We start from the raw sequence: 24,573 nt of genomic DNA on the forward strand, positions 1-24,573 counted from the left end.
ATTATCCCTCATTCCCCGAACAGGGAATGTGATGTAATTTATTCCTGCTCGTTTAAGTACTTTCAGCATGAGGCTGGATACATGCTGGTCGTGAGCACGGAGTATTCCCAGGTCCTCGCGGGGAGGATAGCGGGGGCCCTCTCCTGCCCCCTCGGGACCGTCCGGTTCTCCCGGTTCCCGGACGGCGAACATTACCTGCGGCTCGGGGAGGTGGACCGGGAGATGGTCGTGGTGGGGAGCATCCCCGATGCAGATGCCCTCGTGGAACTCCTCCTCCTCGTGGACGCGTGCGAGGGAGCGGAGGTCACCCTCGTGGTTCCGTATTTGGGTTACGCGAGGCAGGACAGGAAATTCCACGAGGGAGAACCCCTCAGCGCGAGGGCGATCTGCAGGGCACTCTCGTGCGGGGTATCCCGCGTCATCACGGTCCACGTGCACGACCCCTCTGTTCTCTCCCATTTCCGCGTCGCCGCCCACGACGCGAGCATCGCGGAGGAGATAGGGAATTACATCGCGCAGCTCCCCGCGGGCGACCCCCTCGTCCTCGCCCCCGACGACGGGGCACTGCCGTTCGCGCGGGCAGTCGCGGGGACCCGCGACTGGGACGTCGACCACCTCGAGAAGACCCGGATATCAGGGGAGGAAGTCCGGATCGAACCGCGGACGCTGGATGCGGACGGGAGGGACGTGGTCATCGTGGACGATATCATCTCCACGGGCGGGACGCTCATCACCGCTGCAAGGATGCTCCGCGAGCAGGGCGCGGCGAGGGTGTACTCTGCCTGCGTCCACGGCGTCCTCGCGGAGGGGGCGTACTCACGCCTCGTGGCCGGCGGATTTGCAGAAGTGGCCTGCAGCGACACCCTCGAGCGGGCCTGCAGCAGGTACTCCGCGGGCCGCGCGGTCGCGGAGACGATACTCGGATGCTCGAGGTAGACGGGTCCACGCTGGAAGGGGGCGGCCAGATCGTCAGGACGGCGGTCGCGCTCTCGGCGATCACGGGCAAACCCTGCCGCATCGTGAAAATCCGGGCGGGGAGGAGGGAACCGGGCCTCGGCCACCAGCACATCGCCGCCGTCAGGGCGGTCGCGGACCTGTGCGACGCGGAGGTATCGGGCTGCCGTGCCGGGAGCGGCGAGATGACCTTCATCCCCGGCCCCCTCGCCGAGAGGAGCGTGAGGGTGGACGTCGGGACTGCGGGGAGCATCCCGCTCGTCCTGCAGGCATGGCTCCCCGTCGCACTCGCCGCGGGGGGAGAGATCACGGTCCTCGGGGGGACGGAGGTCCAGAGGAGCCCGACCATCGACTACACGGCCCGCGTCCTCGTTCCCTTCCTGCGGGAGCACGGCGCCGACATCTCCCTCGAGATCCGGCAGAGGGGCTATTACCCCCGGGGAGGGGGGGAGGTCTCCGTGCGCGTCCGCCCGTCCCGGATTGCGCCGCTCGATCCCACCCGCTCCCGGCAGGCAGAACCCCGGGGGATCGTCTCGTGCAGCGCGGGGCTCCCGGACCACGTGACAGAGAGGCAGGCCGCCGCGGCATCGCGCGTTCTCCACGAGGCAACGAAGTTGGAGTTCCCCGTGGAGAGGGATGTCCGTCCCGGGCCGGGGACAGGGAGTTCCGTGACGGCGTGGATGGGCTGGAAGGGGGGGACCGCGCTCGGGAAGCCGGGGTACCGCGCGGAGCGGGTCGGCAGCGACGCGGCATCGGCCCTCCTCGCGGAACTCGGTGCCGGCGGCCTCGTCGACAAGTACCTCGCCGACCAGCTGCTGGTCTACTGTGCACTGGCAGGGGGATCCTTTACCACCCACGCGTGCACCCTCCACGCGAGGACGGTGTGCTGGGTGCTGGGACTCTTTGGGTTCCGCGTGCGCGTCACGGAAGGAGAGACGGTGACCTTTGCGGCAGAGAAGCAGAGTCCTTGACGCGACAGCATTCTTCCTCGATATCCCGCTCGAGGGCGAACTCCTCACGACGCCCGGAGTGGTCGGGGAGGTCGTCGACCTAGAGTCCAAGTGCCGGCTCGAGGTCCTCCTCGCCGCGGGCCTCGCGGTCAGGACCCCTGCCGCGGCCTCACTTAAATCAGTGGAAGTTGCAGCGGTCGAGACCGGGGATGATCCCGTTCTCTCCGCCGCGGACCGCGAGGTGCTCGCGCTCGCGCTCGAGACGGGATCGGAGATAGTGACGGACGACTTCGCAGTGCAGAACGTCGCGGCGCACCTCGGAATCCCCGTCGTCCCCATCCAGCAGAGGAGAGCGAGGAAGCGGAAGTGGAAGTTCCGGTGCCCGGCCTGCGGGAAGGCGGCCGACGGGCCCGGTGACTGCCCGGTCTGCGGATCTCTCCTGAAAAGAACACTTAAGTGAGGCGGTGCATATCCTTTTCCCATGTCGTCTCTCGACGAGCTGATAGAGAAGGCGAGATCTCTCCTCTCGGAGGGCCATAGTCCGGGCCAGATCGCAGACGAGCTCTCACTCTCCATGGAGACTGTCACGTGGCTCCTGACCCAACAGAAGGGCGTGGCTGTCCCCAAGGATGTCCACATCGACTGGACGAGCGTGAGCGGCCGGGGACCACTCCTCGACGGCCTCGCGATGATGCTGCTGCGCCAGTACTACGTCTCGCTCGAGGAAGAAACGGCGAGGGAAGAGGGCCGTTCCGATCGTTACCCCACGCTCGTCGTGGGGATCGCGGTCTCCGGCATCCCCCTCGCGACACTGATCGCGGTCGAGGAGGACATCAAGCTCGCAATCTACCATCCCGCGAAGCACAGCACGAGGGACCCGCCCGTCGGTTCGATCAGCGGGAACTTCGCCTCGGTGAGCGGGGAGCGGTGCCTCATCGTGGATGACGTGATCACCTCGGGGAACACGATGCAGGACGTCGTGAAGTACCTGCGGAAGCACGGCGCAACCCCTGTCGCGATCTGCGTGATCTTCGACAAGCGCGGTCTCCGCGAGGTGGATGGCGTTCCCGTCTATTCTCTCTTCAAGATCTCCCGGATCGACTGATACCATCCATTTTTCCGCGCGGTGGAATGGATTAATTTATATAGAAGTTTAATTCCATCTTTTACAGCATTGGAGGAACTGCTATGCTTGGAGGACAACCGATCATCATCCTCAAGGAGAACGTGGAGCGCAACAGGGGTCTTGAAGCCCAGCGCTCGAACATCGCGGCAGCCAAGGCGATCGCGAGCGCTGTCCGCACGACGCTCGGACCCCGGGGAATGGACAAGATGCTCATCGACCCGACCGGTGACGTGACGATCACCAACGACGGGGCGACGATCCTCGAGGAGATCTCCGTCGTCCACCCCGGCGCGAAGATGGTCATCGAGGTCGCGAAGGCACAGGACGACGAGGTCGGGGACGGGACGACGACGGCCGTCGTCATGGTCGGCTCGCTGATGGAGAAGGCCGAGACCATGATCGAGAAGAAGATCCACCCGGCCGTCATCGCGGAGGGTTACCGGCTCGGGATGAAGAAGGCGCTCGAGATCGTCGAGGACCTCTCGATCAAGATCGACCCGTTCGACAGGGAGATGCTCATCAAGATCGCGGACACCGCGATGACCGGCAAGGCGATCGAGTCCGTGAAGGACAAGCTGAACGGGATCGCGGTCGATGCCGTCATGGCAATCGCGGAGAGGGACGGGGACAGGGTCATCGCCGACGAGGATAACGTCCTCATCAAGAAGCAGGCCGGGGACAGGATGGACGACGCCGAGCTCGTGAGGGGGGTCGTCATCGACAAGAAACGCGTGAGCGAAGAGATGCCCCGGAAGGTGAAGGACGCCCGCGTCGCCCTCATCTCGAGCCCCCTCGAAATAAAGAAGACGCAGGTCAAGGCGAAGATAAAGATCAAGTCGAGTGACATGGTGAGCGCGTTCTCCGCGCAGGAGCGCGAGACCCTCAAGAAATACGCGGACACTATCATCGCGAGCGGCGCAAACGTCGTCCTCTGCCAGAAGGGGATCGCGGATGCCGTGGCCTTCTACCTCGCGAAGGGCGGTGTCCTCGCCGTGGAGGACGTCCCGGAGAAGGACATGAAATTTGCCGCGCGTGCCCTCAATGCCCAGATCGTCACGAAGCCCGAGGAGCTCTCGCCCGAGGTCCTCGGCCGCGCGGAGCTGGTCGAGGAACTCGAGGAGAGCGAGTTCATCAAGATCTCCGGCTGCCACAACCCCAAGACCGTCACCATCCTCCTCCGCGGGTCGACCCAGTACCTGCTCGACGAGCTCGAGCGGGCTGTCATCGACGGGACGAGGGTCGTCATGGACGCCATGGAGGACGGCAAGCTCGTCGTGGGCGGCGCCGCGGTCGAGACCGAGATCATGATGAAGGTCAGGGACTACGCGGCGAGCGTCGGGGGGAGGGCCCAGATCGCGATCGAGGCCTTCGCGGACGCGTTCGAAGTCATCCCCGTCACCCTCGCCGAGAACTCGGGATTCAACACGGTCGACAAGGTGGTCGAGCTCAAGAATGCCCACGCGAGGGGAGAGAAGTACGCCGGGCTGAACGTCTACACCGGCCAGGTCGTCGACATGCTGAAGGAAGGTGTCCTCGAGCCACAGCGTTCCAAGAGGCAGGCAATCCAGAGTGCGACAGAAGCGGCAATCCTCCTCCTCCGGGTCGATGACATGATGATCACCCGGGAGGAGAAGAAAGAGGAGAAGGAATCAGAGAAGTCCGCAGAATAAATACATACGGGCATTGACCCGCCATAACTTTTTTTAGGGGGAAGGACGTCCCCCAATCATCCCGGTGCCTGCAGCACCGCCACTTTTTGATCACCGCGTGGAACCATTCCCGGCGAGGGATTTGCCGGGCGCGATTCCGAGGATCCTCGCACACCTGAAGCAGAGCCCTGGTCCCTTAAGGTCGGTGTCCCCTATCCAGTTCGAGAAGTACATCGCGCACGCGGGATGCTCGCAGTGGGGGAGTCCCATCGCGTGCCCGAGTTCGTGGACCGCCTCGGTGAGGAGACGCCGCCGGAAGAGTCCTTCCCTGTCGTGCATTCCGTAAAATTCCGGGTCGAGGCGGAACGTGGAAACGAGTGCATTCTGCCGGCACGCGATTCCGAACACGAAGTTCAATCCCGGGGAATAGAGGTCTGCCGAGGTGATCCCGAGGGGGAGGACGTCGCTCCCGCGGGGGATACACGCGATCTCCGCGAGGATCCCGTCCGCGAGGTACTGTCTCCTCTCCACGCTGTAGTACCGGGCCGGGAGCGGGAGCGGGGAGAGGACGGAAACACCCGTGGGAAACACGGTGGGGAGGCCGGCGCGGAGCCAGCCAAGGTGGGTTGGATCGACGTCTCCCACCGCGACGAGACCGATCTCGGGGAGACCTGCACTGGACATGGACGACGGAGATTCTCCATTTCTTCGCGGGGGTCACGACGGGCGTGGCGCGAAGATGAAGACCAACCCCTACCCCCGCCGTTGCTCCGCGAGGTCCCTCTCGGTGACGAGCGGGTGGTGGTACCTCCTCCGCCTCTCCGTTCCCCGTGCCTGGATCGCGGAGGCGGGACAGAACTGGATGCATGCCATGCACATCTCGCAGCGGTGGAGCCAGACCGGGCGGTCGTTCTCGATCCTTATGTTCCCCACGGGGCAGACCGCCGCGCACGTCCCGCACGCGGTGCACCTCTCGTCCGCGGTGAACTTCCTGTCCTCCCCGTGGACCCGCCGGGAGAATCCCGGGTAGACCACGAGGTGAACGAGTGAGGCGAGGGGCGAGAACGGGACGGGTACCTTCTGTTCCGCGCGGACCATCCCGGCAATCCTCGCGACCGCCTCGTCGGCCTCCCCGAGGATCCTCCCGATGGCCTCGTTTCCCGGAGGGTCGTAGAGGAGGATGTTGTTCCCCGGCATCCTGACGGTGAATGCAGCGTCAAGCCCCCTCTTCCCCGGCCCCTCCGAGAGGATTCGGTGAAGCTGCCGGTGGGCAGCGGGTGCACCCATCCCCCCCATCGTGAGGACCGAAAAAGCGTACCGCGCGCGCGAGAGGTCGAGCCGCCGGGCGAATTCCGCGACGGCCGCGGGGAGGCCGAAGTAGTAGACCGGGCAGACGAGCCCCACCCTCTCCGCGTCCGGGGCGATCGTCCCGGGTCGCTCCGCCTCCCGGACGACCGGGACCATCGTGCACTCCCCGAGGAGGGAGGATAGGGCCCTCCCGACCGCGAGTGAGTTCCCCGTGCCCGTGAAGTAGTAGAAGATCGTTCCCATGGATACCCGGCAACTGTGTGGGTGAGGAGACGAAAAAAGGGTTACCGCGTGGCCTCCCACCGTGCCGGCCAGAGTGTCAACCCCTCGAGCATGTGGACACGATGTCCACCTCGTCCTCCCCGATGGGAGCGTCCTGCGGGAGGCTTTCGCCGCGGTGGAGGATGAGGACGGTGTCCGGGATTATCCCCACCGATACGAGCGCTTCCTCGTAGGTCGTCCCGTCCGGTGCCTCGAACTCGATGGTCTCGTCGCCGGGAATGAGGCGGAATCTGCATTTCCTTCCCATTCGATAGCATTATACGGGACGCGGGGTAAAATATCTACCCCGTGCCGAGGTAGTCTAGTCCGGGAAGGCGGTAGCCTCGAAAGCTACTGGCGCTCTGCGCCTCGGGAGTTCAAATCTCCCCCTCGGCGCTTAATTCTAAATAATTTCAAAAGACTCATGATAATGATATAAATTTTTGAAAAATGTTTCTTCAAAATTAAAAGATATAGCCCCCCTCAAATTATCATTCAGGCAGTTGTTAAAATTGAATTTTACTGCCAAATCCCAGAGAAATTACATAAGTTATTTTCGAAAATACCTTTATGTGTATAATTGAAGAAAACTATCATTTATTTTTTTTTTGAGTGAAAAATCAGGAGGGAAATATATCAGGAAGGAAAAATATACGATATTATAAAATCATAACCTTTATAAAACAATATCAATATGTTCAGTTTATGAAAAAACTGATGAATTATTTTATTGTTCTATTAATAACCATTGTAATTATTGGAAGTGCTGGATGTGTAAATAATTCATCAAATCCATCTTCTTCAGTATCAACATCAAAAAATCAGTTTTCAAAGCAAGTATCTGAAACCAATGAAAAATTTGGTAAAATTACACTGGGAGAAAAGAATGCAGCAAGAAAGGCATTAGAATATCTTAAAGTCATGCCTTTTTCAAGAGAAGGATTAATCAAACAACTTGAATTTGAAGGATTTACTCATCAAGAAGCTGTGTTTGGTGTCGATCAATCTGGTGTTGACTGGAATGAACAAGCAGCCAGAAAAGCGAAAGAATATTTAAAATTAATGGCGTTTTCAAGAGAAGGATTAATCAAACAACTTGAATTTGAAGGATTTACTCATCAAGAAGCTGTGTTTGGTGTCGATCAATCTGGTGCTGACTGGAATGAACAAGCAGCCAGAAAAGCGAAAGAATATTTAAAATTAATGGCGTTTTCAAGAGAAGGATTAATCAAACAACTTGAATTTGAAGGATTCACTCATCAGCAAGCAATATTTGGTGTTCAATCTGTTGGATATTAATTAAATTTGAGTCTCTTTTTTATAATGAGGTATAAAAATAAAGAATGGAGAAACATCTTATAATCCGGCAGTGAACCAATAATCCATGAAGAAATCACTCTGGTTCCTGACTGGCCTCGTTGCATTCCTGTGCATCCTCGTGGCCGGGTGCACGCAGACCCCGCAGGGAGGTGTGACGCCCGCCCCGACGACGCAGCCGACGACCGTTGCAGCGACACCGACACAGGTCCCCGCAACCCCGGCAACGCCGGCGCAGCCGGGCTTCATCGACGGGCCGGTCCCGGCACAGTACGCGGTCGACGTCCAGGTGGACAGGAACACGGTCGCGATAAAGCCGACGATCATCGTCACGTTCCGTGGCGGGAAGGGGATAAACTTCGTTGATTCGATGGACGTCGTGGTCTCCCGCTCCGACGGCCAGGTGGTCACGGGATCGCTCCAGAGGCCGAGCGTGAATTCCCAGCTCGAGCTCGAGGGAACGCGCGGGACGGACAGGGTCGAGGTCTTCATCAACCTCGTGACGGGTGACCGCTACAGGGTCTACAACCAGGCACTCCCATTCCGGAGCTACAGCTGACCTCCACTGAACCGCAGGGACATCCTGCCATCCAATTTTTCTGTCTCCGGCGGGTCCCGGCATATTTTCATGGTGGGACCACGGGAGGAGAGGGGGACCGTAGACTTCACTTGTAGTTGCGCCGGGTATACTGGTACTTTTCCGATGTTCCACCCTGCGCGACGATCCTCGCCCACTCGTAGAGCGATTTCAGCGTCCCGAATTTCTCGTACCTCCGCATGGAAAACCCGACGCGCATCCGGTTGTCGAACACGATCCTCCCCTGCCTTGCCATCCGCACCGCGATCTCGAGGTCGTCCCCCGCGTCGATGCACCGGTACATCCCGGCACGGACGAACGCGTCCTTCCTGAAGGCCGTGTTGCAGCCGAGGGTGTAGTAGAATGTGCCCGTGGAGTAGCCCACCCGCGCGAAGGTGTTCGCGAGGGCGAGCGAGAGGTGATTCTTGAAGGTCTTCTCGATGGGATCGACGGGCCCGTAGAGCTGGACGGCGTCGGGGAACCTCGAGAAATCCTCGAGGATGACCTCGAGCCACGTCGGCGAGACGATGCAGTCTGCGTCGGTGGTCGCGACGATCGGGCTTTTTGCCCTCTGGATCCCGTCGTTCCTCGCGCCCCCCACCCTCCTGCTCGTCTGGACGAAGACGAGATCCGCGAGGGGCTCTGCCTCCGCGATCGTCGCGTCCGTGGAGCCGCCGTCAACGACGATCAGCTCGTAGTCGGTCCTTGGGATGGTCTGGCGGGAGAGCGACGCGAGGCAGCGCCCGATTGTACCCGCCTCGTTGTACGCGGGGACGACGACGGATACTCTCATTCGAGGATCTCCCTGTAGAGGCGCACGTGCTGCCGTGCGATGTCCCTGATGTCAAAGCTCGCGGAAAAATCCCTCGCGCCGCGGGCGCAGCGCTCGAGCGATGATTCGTCCTCGAGGAGGGCGGGCACATCGCGCGTGTCGGAGAAGTACAGGATGCTGTCCCCGTAGATATCGCGGAACTCGGGGATGTCCCTCGCGATGACGGGAAGGCCGCACGAGAGTGCTTCAAGGATCACGAGGCCGAATGTCTCGGCGTAGGACGGCATGAAGAAGACGTCGGCCGCGCTGTAAGGCCTGATGATGTCGTTGACGTGGCCGGGGAAGATGACGTTGCGCCCGCAGCGGAGCTTCTGGTGCTTGATCTTGTGGTAGTCCTTCGAGAAAACCCCGTAGGGAAAACCGCCTATCCACACGAAGGTCTTGTCGGGACACGCGCGCGAGAGGGAGAGAAAGTCGTAGAGACCCTTCCTCGGCGTCTGCTGCGCGACCGTGAGGACGACTTTCCTCTCCGGCGGAATGCCGTGGTCCTCACGGAACGATTGCCCCTTCTCCTCGTCCCTCCTGAAGAACTCGCGGTCTATTCCATTCGGGATGAGCGTGACGGGCATCTCGGGGACCATCGCGGTCACCTCCTCGTGGCAGGGACGGGATATGGTGATGATGTGGTCAAAGCTCCTGTATATCTGCGGGTACCTCTTGTTTATCGCGCGGGCGAGCGCGATGTTGTCCATGTTGACCCGCGGCGTGGAGTGGGCGGTCAGGACCTTTTTCCCCCTCGAGAGACGCCGATTGAGGGCGGCGAGAGGCCCGAACGTGTGGAAGTGCACGATGTCCGCGGAGTTCGCAAACGCCTTCCACGTGACCTCGAGGCCCGGGATCTCCCGGAGCGAGCGGCAGAGAGTCCTCGCGACCGTCGCGCACCCGATGTACCGGAAGAAAAGCATGTCTTCGACGTAGAAGTTGACCTTCAGGTCCATCCCTCCAGCAACTCCATGGCCTGCCGGATACAGCCGTCCATGTTCAGGTACTCGAACCGCGAGAACCTCCCCGCGAGTGCGATGCCCTGCTCCGCGAAGAATTCCCTCAGGACCCGGATGTTCCCTAGGTACTCGAGGTCGTACACGACGTACGCGTATTTCTGCCTGTCGACAGCGGTGTAAACGACTCTATCCGCAGCGAGGAACCCCATCCTCTCCAGCGAATCGATCACCACGGCGGCGAGGTCGCCGTCGGTCATCGCCGATATCCCGTCCCCCTCGTTGTACGTGACCTCGGCGAGGATCGACGAGTGGCCCTCGGGGGCGACGTGCCTGCTGTAGTTCGAGGGGAAGGAGATGCGGTTTGCGGGCGAGAGATGCCTGTCGGGGACGTAGACCCACGAGAGCGGCGGGACCGTCCCCCGAAGCCCGATCTGGATGCACGCGACAGAGTTGTACTTGAGGCGTTTCGCGGCGGCGGAGACCTCCGGCGGGACGCCGTCGAGGCATTTCACAAGCTCGGGGAGGGGAATCGTGCTGATGACCCGGTCGCCCCTCACGGTCCTCCTCCCGTCTCCCGCCTCCCACGTATTGCCCGCGCGCCGGAGAGACTCTACACGGAAACCCGTGAGTACCTTTCCCTCGAGTCCCGCCGCGAGGCCCCTCACGAGTGCCTCGATGCCCCCGGTCGCGGGATAGGTGAAGACCAGCTGGTGGGTGTACCCTTCCGTCTCGATCCCGAGGGCGGACTTTATGACGTCCTCGACGGGTGGCATCGGGATCCTCCCCTCGACCCAGTGGGCAGACATCCGCTCGGTGGGGAAATTCCAGATCTTCTCGTTGTAGGGGACGAGGTAGAGTTCCGCGATCCCCTTCCCGAAGGTCGCATAAATCCACTCGCGGAAGTTGGCCGGGACCCCGGTCTCTCCCTTCTCCCTCTTCACGTACGCCTTGATGTACTCGTTGAGGCAGAAGAAGCGGTCCTCCGGGGGGAGGTCTCCGAGACCGTTCTCGAACGGGTACTTCACGAGGATGCCCTTGTAGTAAACCTTCGTGTTCCTCCGCCGTTCCTCCCTGTTCTCGCCGAGGACTCTCTTCATGAACCCGAGGACTTCGCTGTCCCGGGAGAATATGACGTGCGATCCGCCGGTGTCGAAGGTGAAACCTCGGGCAGACCGCGACCGGCAGAGGCCCCCGATCCTCTCCTCCCCCTCGAGTACGAGGACATCGTGGCCGCGCTCGTGCAACAGGCGTGCGAGCGTGATTCCCGTGAGGCCGCCGCCGAGGATGAGTGTGCGCACAGGCAGTACTATGCGACCGCTGGCGTTATATGGTTGACCGTCCAGAAGTCCCACGGGGAAAAAAGCCGTGGACGGGACGGGAAGCGGGGTGGAGTGGGGCGTTCCTGCCGGGATGACGGTACCCGCTTTTCCTCTCGGCGTGGGGAACGGCGGGGAGAAGTGACCACGTGAGGGAGGGAGGAGGCAACACGGACCGTGGCGGCATCTTCGTCGTCCAGGAGCACTTCGCCCGCACCCACCACTACGATTTCAGGCTCGAGCGTGACGGTGTCCTCAAGTCGTGGGCAGTGCCGAAGGGCCTGCCGGAGGTGCCGGGCGACCAGAGGCTCGCGGTAGAGACAGAGGACCACCCGCTGGATTACGCGGGATTCGAGGGCGTGATCCCGGAGGGGGAGCCGGGGGCAGGGGAGGTCTCCCTCTGGGATACCGGGAGGTACACGGAGATCTCGTGGGGGGAGGACAAGATCGAGGTCGTGCTCGAGGGGGAGAGGACGCGCGGGAAATACGTGCTCGTCCGGTTCAGAGGCGGGAAAGGGAAGGACTGGCTCCTGATCCGCCCCAGAAAATGAGGGTTTCCCCGCACCCCTCACTTCGCGCTCTTGACGGTCTTTGAGCCGCGGAGAATCGCAATCGTCCCTGTCCGGACGAGCTCCTTCACGCCGTACTGGCGGAGGAGCTTTTCGAGCGCGTCGATCTTCTTCGTCTCCCCTGCCACGGAGAGGACCAGTGTCTTTGCCCCGACGTCGATGATCTGGGCGCGGAAGATGCTCGCGAGCTGCATGATCTCGGCACGGCTGCTCCCGGGCTCCGCGTTCACCTTGATGAGGGCAAGCTCCCTCTCCACCCGGTCGTTCTCTGTCAGGTCTGAGACCTTGATCACGTCGATTAGCTTGTTCAGCTGCTTCATCACCTGCTCGATCTGGGCGTCGTCCCCGATGCAGACGATGGTGATCCGGCTCGTCCCGGGCTCCTCGCACACCCCCACGGCGAGGCTCTCGATGTTGAAACCGCGGCGGGAGAAGAGCCCGGTGACCCGCGAGAGGACGCCGGGCTTGTTCTCGACGAGGACGCTCAGCGTGTGCGGTTTCATTCGCACGGACCCCCGATCATCTCGTTGATGGCGGCCCCGGCGGGGACCATCGGGAAGACGTTCTCTTCGCGTTCGATCCGGAAATCGAGGACGAATGGACCCTCCGTCTCGATCGCGGCCTTGAGCGCGGGCCGGACCTCCGAAGGGTCTTCGACCCTCATCCCGTCGATGCCGTACGCGTTCGCGATCTTGACGAAATCCACGGGGGGAAGCTCGGTGTAGGAGTACCTCCTGTCGTAGAAGAGTTCCTGCCACTGCCTGACCATCCCGAGGAACCTGTTGTTCAGGATGGCGACCTTGACGGGGATCCTGTAGTGCGAGACCGTCCCGAGCTCCTGGATGTTCATCTGGAAGCTGCCGTCCCCCGCGACGTCAAAGACGGTCTCCCCCGGCCTCGCGAAGTGTGCACCCATCGCGGCGGGGAACCCGTACCCCATCGTCCCGAGGCCTCCCGACGTGATCCAGCCCCTCGGTTTCTTGAAGCAGTAGTACTGGGCAGTCCACATCTGGTTCTGTCCCACCTCGCTCACGATGATCCCCTCGCCCTTCATGAGAGCCGAGAGTTCCTCGATGACGTACTGCGGGCGGAGGGCACCGTCTTTCCGGTACCGCATCGGGTACTTCTCCTTCCAGCTGCGTATCCGCTCGTGCCACTTCGCGTAGTCTTTCTTCTTCTGGACGCGGGCGATCATGTCCTTGAGGACGGACTTCGCGTCCCCCACGATCGGGACGTCGACGCGCTTGTTCTTCCCTATCTCGGCGGGATCGATGTCGATGTGGATGATCCTCGCCTGGGACGCGAACGTGTCGATCTTTCCCGTCACGCGGTCGTCGAACCGGACGCCGATGGCGATGAGGAGGTCGGTCTCCGTGACCGCGTAATTCGCGTACCGCGTCCCGTGCATCCCGAGCATCCCGAGGTTGAGGGGGTGGTCGCACGGGATTGCCCCAAGCCCCATGAGCGTCGTCGTGACCGGGATACCGAGCGTCTCCGCGAGCTGGACGAGCTCGGGGGACGCGTCCGAGGAGATGACGCCCCCGCCCACGTAGAGGAGGGGTCTCTCTGCCTCGAGGATGAGATCGACGGCCTTCTCGATCTGCTTCGGGTGCCCCCGGTACGTGGGCTGGTAGCCCCGGAGCGAGACGGTCTCGGAGTCCGAGTACTCGAATTCGACCTCCCTCGTGCTGACGTCCTTGGGCAGGTCGATCAGGACGGGACCGGGGCGGCCTGTCCTCGCGATGAAGAAGGCCTCCCGCACGATGTGGCCGAGGTCCTCGGTCCTCTTGACGAGGTAGTTGTGTTTCGTGATGGGCATCGTGATGCCGGTGATGTCCGATTCCTGGAACGCGTCGTTCCCAAGGAGGCTCGTGGGAACCTGCCCGGTCAGGGCGACGATGGGGACCGAGTCCATGTAAGCGGTCGCGATCCCCGTGACCAGGTTACAGGCTCCCGGGCCGGAGGTTGCCAGGCATACGCCCACCCTCCCGCTCGCCCTCGCGAACCCGTCGGCGGCATGGGCTGCTGCCTGCTCATGCCGGACGAGGATGTGCCGGATCGGCGAGTCGTAGAGTTCATCGTAGATGGGCAGTACTACACCGCCGGGATATCCAAAGATGGTCTCGACCCCTTCGCGTTGTAGTCCTTCGACGAGTATCCTGGCTCCGGTCTTCATTCTTCTCTCCTTAAGAGTCTGTTCATGCCGGCGATCACCGCTTCCACGCTTGCCATGATGATATCCGTGCGGGCGCCGCGAGACGTAATTATCTTTCCGTCTTTACTTAATCTTACCGTCACGTCCACGAGAGCGTCCGTTCCCCCGTGTATCGCGTCCACGCGGTATTCCTCGAGGCGTATGTCCCCCACGGCCGCGACCGACTTCCGGAGTGCCTGCATCGTCGCGTCCACGGGTCCGTTCCCGGTCGAAGCCCCCGTCACTTCCTCGCCCTTCACGAGCAGGGTGACGGAAGCCGTGGGGATGACGTGGCTCCCGCTCACGACGGTGAACTGCTTCAGCTCGAGCACGGGCTTGCACTCGATCGCCATCACGGCCTCCGCGATCGCGATGAGGTCGTTGTCGGTGATGCGCATCCCCTGGTCGCCGAGTTCCTTTATCCGCTTGAGGATCTCCTTGAGCTGGGCCTCGTTCGGGTGGAGATCCATCTCGGCGAGTGCAGCCTCGACCGCGGCCGACCCGGAATGTTTCCCGAGGAGGATGCGGCGTTTCCTCCCCACCATCTCCGGGGGAACCGGCTCGTAGGTGCTCGGTTCGCGCAGGACACCGTGGGCGTGGACGCCGCTTTCGTGGGTGAATGCCATCTCTCCCACGATTGCCTTGTTCGTCGGCAGGGGGACGCCGGTCATGCGGGAGACGATCGAGGAGAGGTGGTACAGGTTCTCGGTCTTGATCCCGGTCCGGTAGTCGTAGAGGACCTCGAGTGCCATGACGAGCTCCTCGAGCGGCGTGTTCCCCGCCCTCTCCCCGAGGCCGTTGACGGTCACGTGGGCACAGTTCGCCCCGGCACGGAGGGCCGCGACGGTGTTTGCCATTGCCATCCCGAGGTCGTCGTGGCAGTGGATGGAGAGGGGGGCGAGGCAGAGACCCGGGATCACCTCGCGCACGCGCTCCGGCGTGAGGAGACCCACGGTGTCGCAGAAGCAGAGCCGCTCCGCACCGCGCTCGATTCCCCCCGCGTAAACCTCCCGGACGAAGGCCGGGTCGGCACGGGACGCGTCCTCCCCCGAGAGCTCCACGACGAGCCCGCGGTCCTTCGCGTACGTGACGGCCTCAAACGCCATCTCGAGGATCTCTTCCCTTGACTTGCGCATCTTCTTCGTGATGTGCAGGTCGCTCACGGGAACGACGAGGTGAACGGAGTCTGCCCCGAAATCGGCCGCGTAATCGATGTCCTGTTTCACGGCCCTGACGTACGTGCTGATCTCGGCATCGAGTCCCGCGTCCGAGATGAGCCGGAGGGCTTTCCTCTCACCTTCGGATGCCGCGACAGAACCCGCTTCTATGACGTCGACACCGATGTCAGAAAGGAGCGTCGCGATCTCGAGTTTCTGTTCTGGATTCAGGGAGACACCGGGGGTCTGCTCGCCGTCCCGGAGGGTGGTATCAAAGAACCGGATCTTCCCGGTGAATAAAACAATCTGTCATGGACGATCCACCACGAGATCTCCTATTGTCCGGATATCTCATAAATGAGATGGATGCGGGGATTCCGGGAGTGGAGGGCAGGGGAACATCGCTCTGCCCCGTGATTTTTCCCGGGTGATTGGGCGGTGGGAAAAGCCGGTTGTCGAAAAAAAGCTGGAAAAAATTGGGCGTTTATAGCCTGTAAATGACAGTTAGGCACTGCCCTGGGTCACTGGTTGCTGCTCCCCGGCGCTCTCGTAGACCATGCAGATGTAGCGTGCCTCGAAGATGATGAGGAACGGCAGCAGGACGATCCAGAGGATGAGCCCCACGTAGGGGATACTCCCTATCAGGTTCAGGACCAGTCCTATGATCCCCGCGACGATGAAGAGGATGATGACCGCGATGATGTAGCTGCCCCACCCTATCCTCCTGATCGTGTCGAGGATCGCACCGAAGTTAAACGCCTCTCCAAAGCGCTCGGTCCTCGCCATGCGGACGAACCCGATCATCGAGAAGAGCCCGATGATGAATCCGACGATGAGTGCGATGATCACGCCGACGAAGAATCCGCCAACGAGCGGCATGAGTTCTGCGGCGTGCGTGGTGAAGTAATTCGGGTCCCCGGACATCGCCGCCTTCTGGAGTGCCATGAAGAGGGCAAATCCGCCGAATACGAGGATGATCAGGAAGACAGGAATCGCGTAGATGATCGTGGCGACGAGGAGTTTGAGGCCATCGATGAAGAGCTTCCCCCATTGCTCGGGGTCCGGTGCAGGCTTCTTCCCCCTCCATATCTCCATCGTGTATCCCATCATGAGGGGGAATATGATGGTGGATATGACGAGCAGTATCCACCTCTTCCAGTGGCCGACGAGACCGTCTTTTGCGTATCCCAGGGAATCTCCTAACATGTTTCCATAATCCATTTGAATCACCTGTGGCGTGCACTGACTAATCTTACCGAAACGAATTTAAACTTACCCCCTCCCCGCCACCGGTTTTCCGCCCGCTAGTGCCTGAAATGCCGGATACCGGTGAAAACCATCGCCATTCCGAGCCTGTTTGCAGCCTCGATGACCTCCGTGTCGCGGATGGACCCGCCGGGCTGGACGATGGCGGTCGCGCCTGCCGCGGCGGCGATCTCGAGGGTGTCGGGGAAGGGCAGGAACGCGTCGGACGCGACGGCGGAACCTGCGAGGGAGAAGCGTGACTTCTCGACGGCGATCTTCGCGGCATCCACCCTGCTCATCTGCCCTGCCCCTATCCCGAGGGTCCTGCGGGTGTCTGCGAAGACGATCGCGTTGCTTTTTACGTGGGTACACACCTTCCATGCAAACCGCATCGCCCGGAGCTCCTTGGGCGTGGCATCGCGGTCTGTCACCACCCGCCACTCCTCCCTGTAGGGAGGGGTCTCCTGGACGAGGATCCCCCCGTCTATGGACCTCACCTCGCGGGAAGGGCAGGGCGCGGACAGGGGTATCACCCTGAGGTTCTCCTTCTTCCGGAGGATTTCCAGGGCATCCTCCGAGAAAGAGGGCGCGGCAACGACCTCGACGAACGTGCGCGTGATCTCCTCGGCGAGGGGGCCGTCCACCTCCCCGTTGAGCGCGACCACGGACCCGTACGCGGAGACCGGGTCGCTCTCCCGGGCGAGGACGTACGCATCGAGCAGGGAGTCCGCCGTCGCGGCACCGCAGGGATTGTTGTGCTTCACGATCACGGCCGCGGGCTCGGAGAATTCCCTCGCGACTCCCGCGGCGGCATGGAGGTCGAGGTAATTGTTGTAGGACATCTGCTTCCCCTGGAGGGGCTCCTGCCCGGCGAGCCCCGCCGCGCCGTACACCGCGCCCTTCTGGTGCGGATTCTCCCCGTACCTGAGGGTCCGGCCGTTGGTGAACTGGAGCGTGAGAACGTCGGGGAAATCCTTCCCGAGCGCGTGGAGGTAATTGCTGATGGCTGCATCGTACGCGGCGGTCCTCGCGAAGGCGGCCTTCGCGAGTGCGAGCCTCTCGTCGGGGGAGAACCCTCCCCTCTCAAGCGCCCCGACCACGAGGGGGTACTGGCCGGGATCGGTGATGACGGCAACGTCGCGGTAGTTCTTCGCTGCCGCCCTGATGAGCGCCGGCCCCCCGATGTCGATGAATTCCACGAGCTCCTCGAGGGGGAGACCCCGCGCGGCCATCTCCCCGAAGGGGTAGAGGTTGACGACGAGGAGGTCGATGGGGACTATCCCGTGTTCGCGCATCACGGCGTCGTCGGTACCGCGCCTGCCGAGGAGTCCGCCGTGGATCCTCGGGTGGAGGGTCTTTACCCTCCCGTCCATCATCTCGGGGAAACCCGTGTAGTCCGCGACCTCCGTGAAGGGGATGCCGGCGGCCCTGAGGAGGGACCCGGTCCCGCCCGATGACATGATGTTCACGCCGTGGCGCGAAAGGTGGGTGGCGAGTTCCACGATTCCTTCCTTGTTCCACACGGAGAGGAGTGCCCACTGCATACTCGATAATGAGAGTGGATGGCATAAGAGCCTGATGCAGGGCGGACCCGGGGGAACGACGGTCTCCCCTTTCCCCGCCTTGGGGCCGGGTGATGGCCGCGGGTCCATGGCAGCCGGACCACGGCATGCGCGGGCCCGGGAGACGGTGGGAAGGCTGGACGATGCGTCCGCGAAACGACGTGGTACAACCGTATTTTACCCTGAAATCATACGGCGGGAGGATATTCGCGCCACGGCAATTTAGACAATTTTATATAGAACCACAATGCAATAAATATTCGATAGACGTATGGATCCGTCCCAAGGGGAGGAATTTATTGACCCTGATCGAAAAAAGGAGCAAGACTCTCCCGACACGGGAGAGGGAAACCCCCTTGCGAGCGACCCGTCCCCCGCGGACATCGCGGACCTCAGGGAGAAGTACGCCGCGCTGAACGACCGGTTCCTCCGCCTCGCCGCTGATTTCGACAACTACCGGAAACGGGTGGAACGCGAGATTCACGAGCGGTCGACGCGTGCGCTCGCGGCGTTCGCGACGGATCTCCTCGAGGTCGCGGACAACTTCGAGCGGGCTCTCTCCGCAGACCCTTCGTCCGCGTACGAGGGCCTTGAACAGATCCACAAGCTCTTCCTCGCTGTCATGGAGAGACACGGGGTGGTTCCCATCAGGGCGAGGGGGAAGAAGTTCGATCCCACCGAGCACGAGGCGATCGCGTGCGTTCCGTCCAGCGAGGAGGAAGGGACGGTGATAGACGAGATCTGCTGCGGTTATAGGATGCACGACAGGATCATAAGGTGCGCCAAGGTGACAGTCGCAGGCAAGAAGGAGGGAGAGTGACATGGCAAAGGAGAAAGTTCTCGGAATCGATCTCGGGACCACGTTCTCGTGCATGGCCATCATGGAGGCCGGAAAGCCCGTGGTGATCCCGAACGCGGAGGGGCAGAGGACAACGCCGTCGGTCGTCGCATTCACCAAGGACGGGGAGAGGCTCGTGGGCAGCCTCGCGAAGAGGCAGGCGATCACGAACCCCACGAGGACCATCCAGTCCATCAAGAGGAAGATGGGGACGAACGAGAAGGTGAGGATCGACGACAAGGTCTATACCCCGCAGGAGATCTCTGCCATGATCCTCCAGAAGCTCAAGGCAGACGCGGAAGCCTACCTCGGGGAGAAGATCACGAAGGCGGTCATCACTGTCCCCGCGTACTTCAACGATGCCCAGAGGCAGGCGACGAAGGATGCAGGCACGATCGCGGGGCTCGAGGTCCTGCGCATCATAAACGAACCCACCGCGAGCGCCCTCGCGTACGGGATTGACAAGGAGAACGACGCGACGGTGCTCGTCTATGACCTCGGCGGGGGTACCTTCGACGTCTCGATCCTGACCCTCGGCGACGGCGTCTTCGAGGTGAAGGCGACGGCAGGGAACAACCACCTCGGCGGGGATGATTTCGACAACAGGATCATCGACTACCTCGTCGAGGAGTTCCAGAAGAAAGAGGGCATCAACCTCCGGTCTGACCCCATCGCCATGCAGCGGCTGCGGGACGCCGCGGAGAACGCGAAGATCGAGCTCTCGCAGAAGATGAAGACGAACATCAACCTCCCGTACATCACGACGGGACCCGATGGCCCCAAGTTCCTCGACATCGACCTCACGCGCGCGAAGTTCGAGCAGCTCATCGCCGACCTCGTGGAATCGACGGTCATCCCGGTCAGGCAGGCACTGGCTGATGCCAAGCTCACGCCGGAGCAGATCGACCACGTCCTCCTCGTCGGCGGGTCGACGAGGGTGCCCCTCGTGCAGGAGACCGTGAGGAGGATACTCGGGAAGGAGCCGGACAAGGGGATCAACCCGGACGAGTGCGTCGCGATCGGTGCCGCGATCCAGGGAGCGATCCTCTCGGGCGAGACGAAGGACATCGTCCTCCTCGACGTGACACCGCTCTCCCTCGGGATCGAGACGCTCGGGGGAATCGCGACGAAGCTGATCGAGCGGAACACGACCATCCCGACGAGGAAGAGCCAGATATTCTCCACCGCCGCCGATGGGCAGACGAGCGTCGAGATCCACGTGGTGCAGGGTGAGAGGGCGCTCGCGAAGGACAACTTCACGCTCGGGCGGTTCCAGCTCACCGGCATCCCGCCCGCCCCGCGCGGTGTCCCCCAGATCGAGGTGACGTTCGACATCGACGCGAACGGGATACTCCACGTCTCGGCAAAGGACCTCGGGACCGGGAACGAGCAGGCGATCACCATCAAGGGTGCAAAGAAGCTCTCCGAGGACGAGATAAAGCGGATGGTCGAGGAGGCGCGGAGGTACGAGGAGGAAGACCGGAAGAAGAGGGAGGAGATAGAGCTCCGGAACTCCGCGGACATGGCCATCTTCAACGCCGAGAAGCTCCTGAAGGAGAACGCGGCCTCGATCGAGCCGGCCGACAGGGAGAGGGTCGAGGGAGGGATCGCGGAACTCCGCAAGGCCCTCGAGGGGGACAAGACCGAGGAGATCAGGGCAAAGATGGAGAGCCTCACCGAGGCAGTCTACAACATCACGACGAAGATATACCAGAAGGCACAGGCAGAGCGCCACGCGTCGGCCGGGGCATCCTCGAATCCCGGGGGAGGTTCCGGGAAGAAACCGGAATCAAGGGACGAAAACGTCGTTGACGCGGACTTCAGGGTCAAAGACGAGTGAGCCCCATGCCGGGGGGTGACTACTACGAGATCCTGGGTGTTCCCAGGAACGCGGACGAGAAGGAGATCAGGAAAGCCTACAGGAACCTCGCGAGGAAGTACCACCCCGACGTCTGCAAGGAGCCGGGGGCGGAGGAGAAGTTCAAGCAGATAAACGAGGCGTACAGCGTCCTCTCCGACCCCCAGAAGAGGGCCCAGTACGACCACCTCGGCCACGAGGCGTACACCGGCGCGTCGAAGGGATCGTACACGGGAGGCGGGGGATACTACGGCGGTGGATTCTCCGCCGATTTCTCTGGTTTTGGAGATATATTTGACTTCTTCGGGGGTGGTTTTTCCGGGTCGCGCCCCATGGGACCGAGGCCCGGTGCCGATCTCCTGATGCGGATGCAGGTATCCCTCGAAGACGCGGTCTTTGGCGCCGACAAGGATATCGAGGTGAATCACACCGAGGCGTGCACCCACTGCCACGGGACCGGGAGCGAGACGAGGAAACTGGTCCACTGCCCGAGGTGCGGGGGATCCGGCCAGATGCGCCAGATGAGCCAGACGGTGTTCGGCCAGTTCGTCCGGATGAGCACGTGCACGGAGTGCAGGGGCCTGGGGCGTATCCCGGAGAGGAAGTGCACCGTGTGCAGGGGCTCGGGGCACATGCAGGTGCGCCGCAAGGTGACGGTCCACATCCCCGCGGGCATCGACACGGGGATGCGTCTCCGGATGGAGGGGTTCGGGGAAGCGGGAGAGTACGGGGCCCCGAACGGCGATCTCTTCATCGAGGTCCAGGTGAGGCCGCACCCGAAGTTCAGGCGGTCGGGTGACAACCTCGAGACGGACATCGAGGTGAGCCCTGCCCAGGCTGTCGTGGGTTCCACTGTCGAGGTGGAGACGATCGACGGGAAGAGAGTGGAGCTCGTCATCCCCCCCGGCATCCAGCACAACGCGGCCCTGAAGATCCCGGGCGAGGGTGTCCGCCGGCGGGGGAAACCCGGGGACCTCCTCGTCAGGGTGAAGGTCGTCATCCCCAAGCAACCCAAGGCGGAGATCCGGAGCCTCTACGAGAAGATCCTCGAACTCGAGGGCCACAGGTTGCCGGACACGAAGAAGGGTTTCTTCTCGTCGTTCATGGGGAAGAAATGAGCCGCTTTTTCTCGGGCGGGAATACATTTTACTCACATGGACATCCTCGTGGAACTGGCCGGCGACCACCCCGACCTCCCGTACGCGGAACTCGACCTCCTCGGCCCCGTGAAGGAGAGGTCTGACCGGGTCGCGGTCGTGGACTGCCGGTTCCCTGAAGATATCCCGAGGCTCGCACTCGCCCACGCCGCGATGGAATACCTCGGGTCCTGCCCGGCCAAAAAGGGCGAGATCGCCCGGTTCCTCGATGGGCTCGCGCTCTCCGCGGGGGATACGTTCGCGGCGAGGGTCCACAGGATCCCAGGTTCTGCGGTCGACGCGGATACCCCGGAGCTCGAGCGGCTGGTAGGATCGAAGGTGCGGGGGAGGGTCGACCTCTCCCGGCCGGCAGAGGAGTTCCGGGCGGTCATCTCGGGGTCGCGCTGCTACCTCGGGCGCGTCGTGTGGAAGGCTGACCCCGCGCGGTTCTCGGGGCGCAGGCCGGGAGACAGGCCATTCTTCCACCCCGGGGTGATGATGCCCCGGTTCGCCCGCGCGCTCGTCAACATCGCGTGCGCGAGGAAGGACGAGTGGGTACTCGACCCCTTCTGCGGGACCGGCGGGATAGTGCTCGAGGCCATCGCCGTCGGTGCCCGGGCGGTGGGGAGCGACAGGGATCCCCTCATGGCCCGCGGGAGCAGGAAAAACCTCCCGGGCGAGGACATCGTGCTCGCGGACGCGACGAGCCTCCCGTTTCCCGACGCGAGCTTCGACGCCGTGGTCACCGACCTCCCGTACGGGCAGTCAGTCTCGATTCACGCACGCAGCATCGGGGACCTCGTCGCGGGAGCCCTCCGCGAGATCGGGAGGGTGCTTAAGCCGGGCAGGAGGGCAGTCATCGTGTACAACCGTCCCTTCACCATGTCCCCCGCGGATAACCTGAAGATTACCTCTGTCTTCCCGCAGCGTGTCCACAGGAGCCTCACCCGGTACATCCACGTGTGCGAGGGGAAATAAGGCGGATCCCGGGAGGTCGATTCTCGTGGCTGGCAATCATTATATCCGCTTCAGCCCCCTGATCACTGGAAGACCCTCTCCGGGGGATTGAGGAGTCATGGAGACCGGCACGGGGTGCAACGGGACCGGCCTTTTAACCTGTTCCCGCACGGAGCGCGGGGCAAGGGAGAAAAACGAGGATGCGTGCGGGATATTCTCCATCCGCTCCCCCTCGGGACCGCTCTGCCTCCTCGCGGTCGCGGATGGGCTCGGGGGACACCCCGCCGGGGAGGTCGCGAGTGCACTGGCAGTCCGCGCCCTCGCCCAGTCGGTCTCGCAGGGTGCCCTGTCCTGTGACCCCCGGGACAGCCAGTCCCTCCGCGCGATCCTCGCCGCGGGGTTTTCCCACGCGAATGCGACCGTCTGCAGGTACCAGAGGGAGGACCCCGCATGCAGGGGGATGGGAACGACCCTCGTTGCCGCGCTCCTCGCGCAGGGGGGAATGGGTGTCTGCGGGAACATCGGGGACAGTAGGGCATACCTCGTCGGGAAGGCGATCACGAGGATTACGAGGGATCACTCCGAGGTACAGGAACTCGTGGACAGGGGAATCATCCCGGTCGAAATCGCGGAACGACACCCCCTCAAGAACATCGTCACGAGGATCATCGGGCGAATGGAGGATACGCCCGACTTTTACAGCTTCACGCTCGGGGAGGACTGCCTCCTCCTCTGTTCCGACGGCCTCCTCGACGGCATTTCAGAGCGGCAGATCCACGAGGCGGTCAGCACTGCACCATTCAGGGACCTCTGCAGGGTCCTCGTCGAGGCAGCCCGGGGGAGGAGCAGGGACAACATCACGGTGGTTGCCGCGCGACTGCCGTGAGACCCGCCAATCCGTCGTTTCCCGGGGACGTCCCACATCCATCCCTGCCCTTCGGGGGCCGGTGCAGCCTTCCGACTGGATTTCACGGCAGTTTGAACACTGCTGGTTCGACCGTTCCGCCGCAGGTCGTGGAGAGAAAAAAAGAGGGGTTGGGTGTGGCCGCGGTTTGGTACCCCCTCACTTTTTCGAGCCGGGTGCCGCCGTGACGACCTGGATTGCCTCGACCATCTCCGGGAGCATCTCCGCGGGGAATCCCATCACCATCTCGCCGTCCTCGATCCCGGAGAATTTCCGCGACCCGTCGCACCCGAGGGAGTAATTCGCGGTTCCCGTGATGAAGGTCTGTGCACATGCATCCGCGCACACCGACTGGATCCCGGAGAATTCCGACGTGATCCTCCCGCCGAGGCGGAAGAGGGTTGCCTGCGCGAGCTTGAGCATCGCGCGCGCCTCCGCGATGACGAGGACGATGTGGGGCGCGAAGGGTGTCTTCTCGAGGGGCGCGTAGAGCGTCGCGTAGGTGAGTCCTGATTCCACGTGGGGGATACGGTCGATGGTCCGCTTGCAGGCGGCATTGCTCGCGAATTTGCCGAGCTTGAAGTAGAACTGGCCATTCCTGAGCGTCTCGGTGATCTCCCGGAGGCCGAGTGCCCACGCGCCCCCCATGCACTCGTGGTTCTCGACCGTCGCGTAGAAGATGCGCCCTTCCTTCCTCGCGAGGTTCACCATCTGGCAGTGGCGGATCTTTCCCTCGAGCTTCTCCATACCTTCAGGTATCTCGTCCTTTTCCATCGCGAGCCTCACAGCCACGGGGGGATACTTCAGGCCGAGCGACCGGACGAGGACAGATGACGATTCGCGGTAGTCGATGTCTCTATGGATCGTGGAATTCATATCTCACGTTTCCTCCCGTCTTTTTGGTATGCTGGCTCTTGGAAGA

25 protein-coding genes and 1 tRNA gene are annotated in these 24,573 nt (G+C 62.4%); 14 read left to right on the forward strand and 12 right to left on the reverse strand.

Going from position 1 to position 24,573, the window contains the following annotated elements:
• Positions 1 to 81: 81 nt before the first annotated feature.
• The 5 genes from QFX32_08250 to thsA all read left to right on the forward strand — a co-directional run bounded on the left by QFX32_08250 (position 82) and on the right by thsA (position 4,700).
• Positions 82 to 936: a ribose-phosphate diphosphokinase gene (locus tag QFX32_08250; GenBank protein ID MDI9634026.1), complete on the forward strand. Its 855-nt coding sequence runs from the start codon at positions 82 to 84 to the stop codon at positions 934 to 936.
• Positions 924 to 1,925, forward strand: a complete 1,002-nt coding sequence (rtcA, locus tag QFX32_08255; protein MDI9634027.1) for an RNA 3'-terminal phosphate cyclase — start codon at positions 924 to 926, stop codon at positions 1,923 to 1,925. The genes QFX32_08250 and rtcA overlap by 13 nt, the downstream gene beginning before the upstream one ends.
• The gene (locus QFX32_08260) at positions 1,900 to 2,364 is read left to right on the forward strand and encodes a nucleotide-binding protein (protein MDI9634028.1); all 465 of its coding nucleotides are present in this window, start codon (positions 1,900 to 1,902) and stop codon (positions 2,362 to 2,364) included. Before rtcA ends, QFX32_08260 begins: the two co-directional genes overlap by 26 nt.
• 21 nt (positions 2,365 to 2,385) lie before the next feature.
• Positions 2,386 to 3,009 carry an orotate phosphoribosyltransferase-like protein gene (locus tag QFX32_08265; protein MDI9634029.1) on the forward strand — a complete coding sequence of 208 codons (624 nt, stop codon included), beginning with the start codon at positions 2,386 to 2,388 and terminating at the stop codon, positions 3,007 to 3,009.
• A gap of 83 nt (positions 3,010 to 3,092) precedes the next feature.
• A complete protein-coding gene (gene thsA / locus QFX32_08270; GenBank protein ID MDI9634030.1) occupies positions 3,093 to 4,700 on the forward strand; it encodes a thermosome subunit alpha in 1,608 nt (535 codons plus the stop codon).
• 90 nt (positions 4,701 to 4,790) lie between these two features.
• On the opposite strand, the gene QFX32_08275 is transcribed toward thsA, so the two are convergent.
• The 3 genes from QFX32_08275 to QFX32_08285 form a co-directional block, all read right to left on the reverse strand.
• Positions 4,791 to 5,363 (reverse strand): archaemetzincin family Zn-dependent metalloprotease, encoded by a 573-nt coding sequence (locus tag QFX32_08275; GenBank protein MDI9634031.1) that lies wholly within the window; start codon positions 5,361 to 5,363, stop codon positions 4,791 to 4,793.
• Positions 5,364 to 5,432: 69 nt separating this feature from the next.
• Positions 5,433 to 6,230, reverse strand: a complete 798-nt coding sequence (locus QFX32_08280) for an EFR1 family ferrodoxin (GenBank protein MDI9634032.1) — start codon at positions 6,228 to 6,230, stop codon at positions 5,433 to 5,435.
• Between the two features lie 76 nt (positions 6,231 to 6,306).
• The gene (locus QFX32_08285; protein MDI9634033.1) at positions 6,307 to 6,516 is read right to left on the reverse strand and encodes a thiamine S protein; all 210 of its coding nucleotides are present in this window, start codon (positions 6,514 to 6,516) and stop codon (positions 6,307 to 6,309) included.
• A gap of 43 nt (positions 6,517 to 6,559) precedes the next feature.
• Between QFX32_08285 and QFX32_08290 the strand changes: the two genes are divergently transcribed.
• The 3 genes from QFX32_08290 (at position 6,560) to QFX32_08300 (ending at position 8,124) form a co-directional block, all read left to right on the forward strand.
• Positions 6,560 to 6,644 (forward strand) — tRNA-Ser (locus QFX32_08290).
• A gap of 216 nt (positions 6,645 to 6,860) precedes the next feature.
• Positions 6,861 to 7,547, forward strand: a complete 687-nt coding sequence (locus QFX32_08295) for an Ltp family lipoprotein (protein MDI9634034.1) — start codon at positions 6,861 to 6,863, stop codon at positions 7,545 to 7,547.
• A gap of 85 nt (positions 7,548 to 7,632) precedes the next feature.
• A complete protein-coding gene (locus tag QFX32_08300) occupies positions 7,633 to 8,124 on the forward strand; it encodes a hypothetical protein (protein MDI9634035.1) in 492 nt (163 codons plus the stop codon).
• A gap of 106 nt (positions 8,125 to 8,230) precedes the next feature.
• Here QFX32_08300 and QFX32_08305 read toward each other — a convergent pair whose 3' ends face one another.
• From QFX32_08305 to QFX32_08315, 3 genes are read right to left on the reverse strand one after another with little or no spacing between them, the layout of a single operon-like run.
• Positions 8,231 to 8,935, reverse strand: a complete 705-nt coding sequence (locus QFX32_08305; GenBank protein ID MDI9634036.1) for a glycosyltransferase — start codon at positions 8,933 to 8,935, stop codon at positions 8,231 to 8,233.
• Positions 8,932 to 9,906 carry a glycosyltransferase family 4 protein gene (locus tag QFX32_08310; GenBank protein ID MDI9634037.1) on the reverse strand — a complete coding sequence of 325 codons (975 nt, stop codon included), beginning with the start codon at positions 9,904 to 9,906 and terminating at the stop codon, positions 8,932 to 8,934. The genes QFX32_08305 and QFX32_08310 overlap by 4 nt, the downstream gene beginning before the upstream one ends.
• Positions 9,903 to 11,213 (reverse strand): FAD-dependent oxidoreductase, encoded by a 1,311-nt coding sequence (locus tag QFX32_08315; protein ID MDI9634038.1) that lies wholly within the window; start codon positions 11,211 to 11,213, stop codon positions 9,903 to 9,905. The genes QFX32_08310 and QFX32_08315 overlap by 4 nt, the downstream gene beginning before the upstream one ends.
• Positions 11,214 to 11,380: 167 nt before the next feature.
• Between QFX32_08315 and QFX32_08320 the strand changes: the two genes are divergently transcribed.
• A complete protein-coding gene (locus tag QFX32_08320; protein MDI9634039.1) occupies positions 11,381 to 11,782 on the forward strand; it encodes a DNA polymerase ligase N-terminal domain-containing protein in 402 nt (133 codons plus the stop codon).
• 17 nt (positions 11,783 to 11,799) lie between these two features.
• Here QFX32_08320 and ilvN read toward each other — a convergent pair whose 3' ends face one another.
• The 5 genes from ilvN to purH all read right to left on the reverse strand — a co-directional run bounded on the left by ilvN (position 11,800) and on the right by purH (position 17,940).
• Positions 11,800 to 12,303 (reverse strand): acetolactate synthase small subunit, encoded by a 504-nt coding sequence (gene ilvN / locus QFX32_08325; protein ID MDI9634040.1) that lies wholly within the window; start codon positions 12,301 to 12,303, stop codon positions 11,800 to 11,802.
• A complete protein-coding gene (gene ilvB / locus QFX32_08330; protein MDI9634041.1) occupies positions 12,300 to 13,976 on the reverse strand; it encodes a biosynthetic-type acetolactate synthase large subunit in 1,677 nt (558 codons plus the stop codon). Before ilvB ends, ilvN begins: the two co-directional genes overlap by 4 nt.
• Entirely contained in the window at positions 13,973 to 15,457 is a 1,485-nt protein-coding gene (locus QFX32_08335) for a 2-isopropylmalate synthase (protein MDI9634042.1), read from the reverse strand. The genes ilvB and QFX32_08335 overlap by 4 nt, the downstream gene beginning before the upstream one ends.
• 198 nt (positions 15,458 to 15,655) lie before the next feature.
• The gene (locus QFX32_08340) at positions 15,656 to 16,357 is read right to left on the reverse strand and encodes a DUF4013 domain-containing protein (protein MDI9634043.1); all 702 of its coding nucleotides are present in this window, start codon (positions 16,355 to 16,357) and stop codon (positions 15,656 to 15,658) included.
• 98 nt (positions 16,358 to 16,455) lie between these two features.
• Positions 16,456 to 17,940, reverse strand: coding sequence for a bifunctional phosphoribosylaminoimidazolecarboxamide formyltransferase/IMP cyclohydrolase (purH, locus tag QFX32_08345; protein MDI9634044.1), 1,485 nt, complete (start codon positions 17,938 to 17,940; stop codon positions 16,456 to 16,458).
• 289 nt (positions 17,941 to 18,229) lie between these two features.
• Between purH and QFX32_08350 the strand changes: the two genes are divergently transcribed.
• From QFX32_08350 to QFX32_08370, 5 genes are all read left to right on the forward strand, one after another.
• Positions 18,230 to 18,778 carry a nucleotide exchange factor GrpE gene (locus QFX32_08350; protein ID MDI9634045.1) on the forward strand — a complete coding sequence of 183 codons (549 nt, stop codon included), beginning with the start codon at positions 18,230 to 18,232 and terminating at the stop codon, positions 18,776 to 18,778.
• A 1-nt stretch (position 18,779) separates the two neighbouring features.
• Positions 18,780 to 20,636, forward strand: coding sequence for a molecular chaperone DnaK (dnaK, locus tag QFX32_08355; protein ID MDI9634046.1), 1,857 nt, complete (start codon positions 18,780 to 18,782; stop codon positions 20,634 to 20,636).
• 5 nt (positions 20,637 to 20,641) lie between these two features.
• Positions 20,642 to 21,772, forward strand: a complete 1,131-nt coding sequence (dnaJ, locus tag QFX32_08360; protein MDI9634047.1) for a molecular chaperone DnaJ — start codon at positions 20,642 to 20,644, stop codon at positions 21,770 to 21,772.
• 36 nt (positions 21,773 to 21,808) lie between these two features.
• Positions 21,809 to 22,768, forward strand: coding sequence for a methyltransferase domain-containing protein (locus tag QFX32_08365; protein ID MDI9634048.1), 960 nt, complete (start codon positions 21,809 to 21,811; stop codon positions 22,766 to 22,768).
• 97 nt (positions 22,769 to 22,865) lie between these two features.
• Complete coding sequence (locus QFX32_08370) at positions 22,866 to 23,633, forward strand: protein phosphatase 2C domain-containing protein (protein ID MDI9634049.1); 768 nt, start codon at positions 22,866 to 22,868, stop codon at positions 23,631 to 23,633.
• Between the two features lie 177 nt (positions 23,634 to 23,810).
• Here the strand turns inward: QFX32_08370 and QFX32_08375 are convergent, their stop codons facing one another.
• Positions 23,811 to 24,527 (reverse strand): DUF169 domain-containing protein, encoded by a 717-nt coding sequence (locus tag QFX32_08375; protein ID MDI9634050.1) that lies wholly within the window; start codon positions 24,525 to 24,527, stop codon positions 23,811 to 23,813.
• Positions 24,528 to 24,573 lie beyond the last annotated feature (46 nt).

It is taken from the genome of Methanolinea sp. (assembly GCA_030055515.1).
Classification (GTDB): Archaea; Halobacteriota; Methanomicrobia; order Methanomicrobiales; family Methanospirillaceae; genus Methanolinea_A.

Coding starts and splice junctions, on each gene's coding strand:
- QFX32_08250 (MDI9634026.1), top strand. CDS start 82: ATGCTGGTCGTGAGCACGGAGTATTCCCAGGTCCTCGCGGGGAGGATA.
- rtcA (MDI9634027.1), top strand. CDS start 924: ATGCTCGAGGTAGACGGGTCCACGCTGGAAGGGGGCGGCCAGATCGTC.
- QFX32_08265 (MDI9634029.1), top strand. CDS start 2,386: ATGTCGTCTCTCGACGAGCTGATAGAGAAGGCGAGATCTCTCCTCTCG.
- thsA (MDI9634030.1), top strand. CDS start 3,093: ATGCTTGGAGGACAACCGATCATCATCCTCAAGGAGAACGTGGAGCGC.
- QFX32_08275 (MDI9634031.1), bottom strand. CDS start 5,363: ATGTCCAGTGCAGGTCTCCCCGAGATCGGTCTCGTCGCGGTGGGAGAC.
- QFX32_08280 (MDI9634032.1), bottom strand. CDS start 6,230: ATGGGAACGATCTTCTACTACTTCACGGGCACGGGGAACTCACTCGCG.
- QFX32_08285 (MDI9634033.1), bottom strand. CDS start 6,516: ATGGGAAGGAAATGCAGATTCCGCCTCATTCCCGGCGACGAGACCATC.
- QFX32_08300 (MDI9634035.1), top strand. CDS start 7,633: ATGAAGAAATCACTCTGGTTCCTGACTGGCCTCGTTGCATTCCTGTGC.
- QFX32_08305 (MDI9634036.1), bottom strand. CDS start 8,935: ATGAGAGTATCCGTCGTCGTCCCCGCGTACAACGAGGCGGGTACAATC.
- ilvN (MDI9634040.1), bottom strand. CDS start 12,303: ATGAAACCGCACACGCTGAGCGTCCTCGTCGAGAACAAGCCCGGCGTC.
- ilvB (MDI9634041.1), bottom strand. CDS start 13,976: ATGAAGACCGGAGCCAGGATACTCGTCGAAGGACTACAACGCGAAGGG.
- QFX32_08340 (MDI9634043.1), bottom strand. CDS start 16,357: ATGTTAGGAGATTCCCTGGGATACGCAAAAGACGGTCTCGTCGGCCAC.
- purH (MDI9634044.1), bottom strand. CDS start 17,940: ATGCAGTGGGCACTCCTCTCCGTGTGGAACAAGGAAGGAATCGTGGAA.
- QFX32_08350 (MDI9634045.1), top strand. CDS start 18,230: ATGGATCCGTCCCAAGGGGAGGAATTTATTGACCCTGATCGAAAAAAG.
- dnaK (MDI9634046.1), top strand. CDS start 18,780: ATGGCAAAGGAGAAAGTTCTCGGAATCGATCTCGGGACCACGTTCTCG.
- dnaJ (MDI9634047.1), top strand. CDS start 20,642: ATGCCGGGGGGTGACTACTACGAGATCCTGGGTGTTCCCAGGAACGCG.
- QFX32_08365 (MDI9634048.1), top strand. CDS start 21,809: ATGGACATCCTCGTGGAACTGGCCGGCGACCACCCCGACCTCCCGTAC.
- QFX32_08370 (MDI9634049.1), top strand. CDS start 22,866: ATGGAGACCGGCACGGGGTGCAACGGGACCGGCCTTTTAACCTGTTCC.
- QFX32_08375 (MDI9634050.1), bottom strand. CDS start 24,527: ATGAATTCCACGATCCATAGAGACATCGACTACCGCGAATCGTCATCT.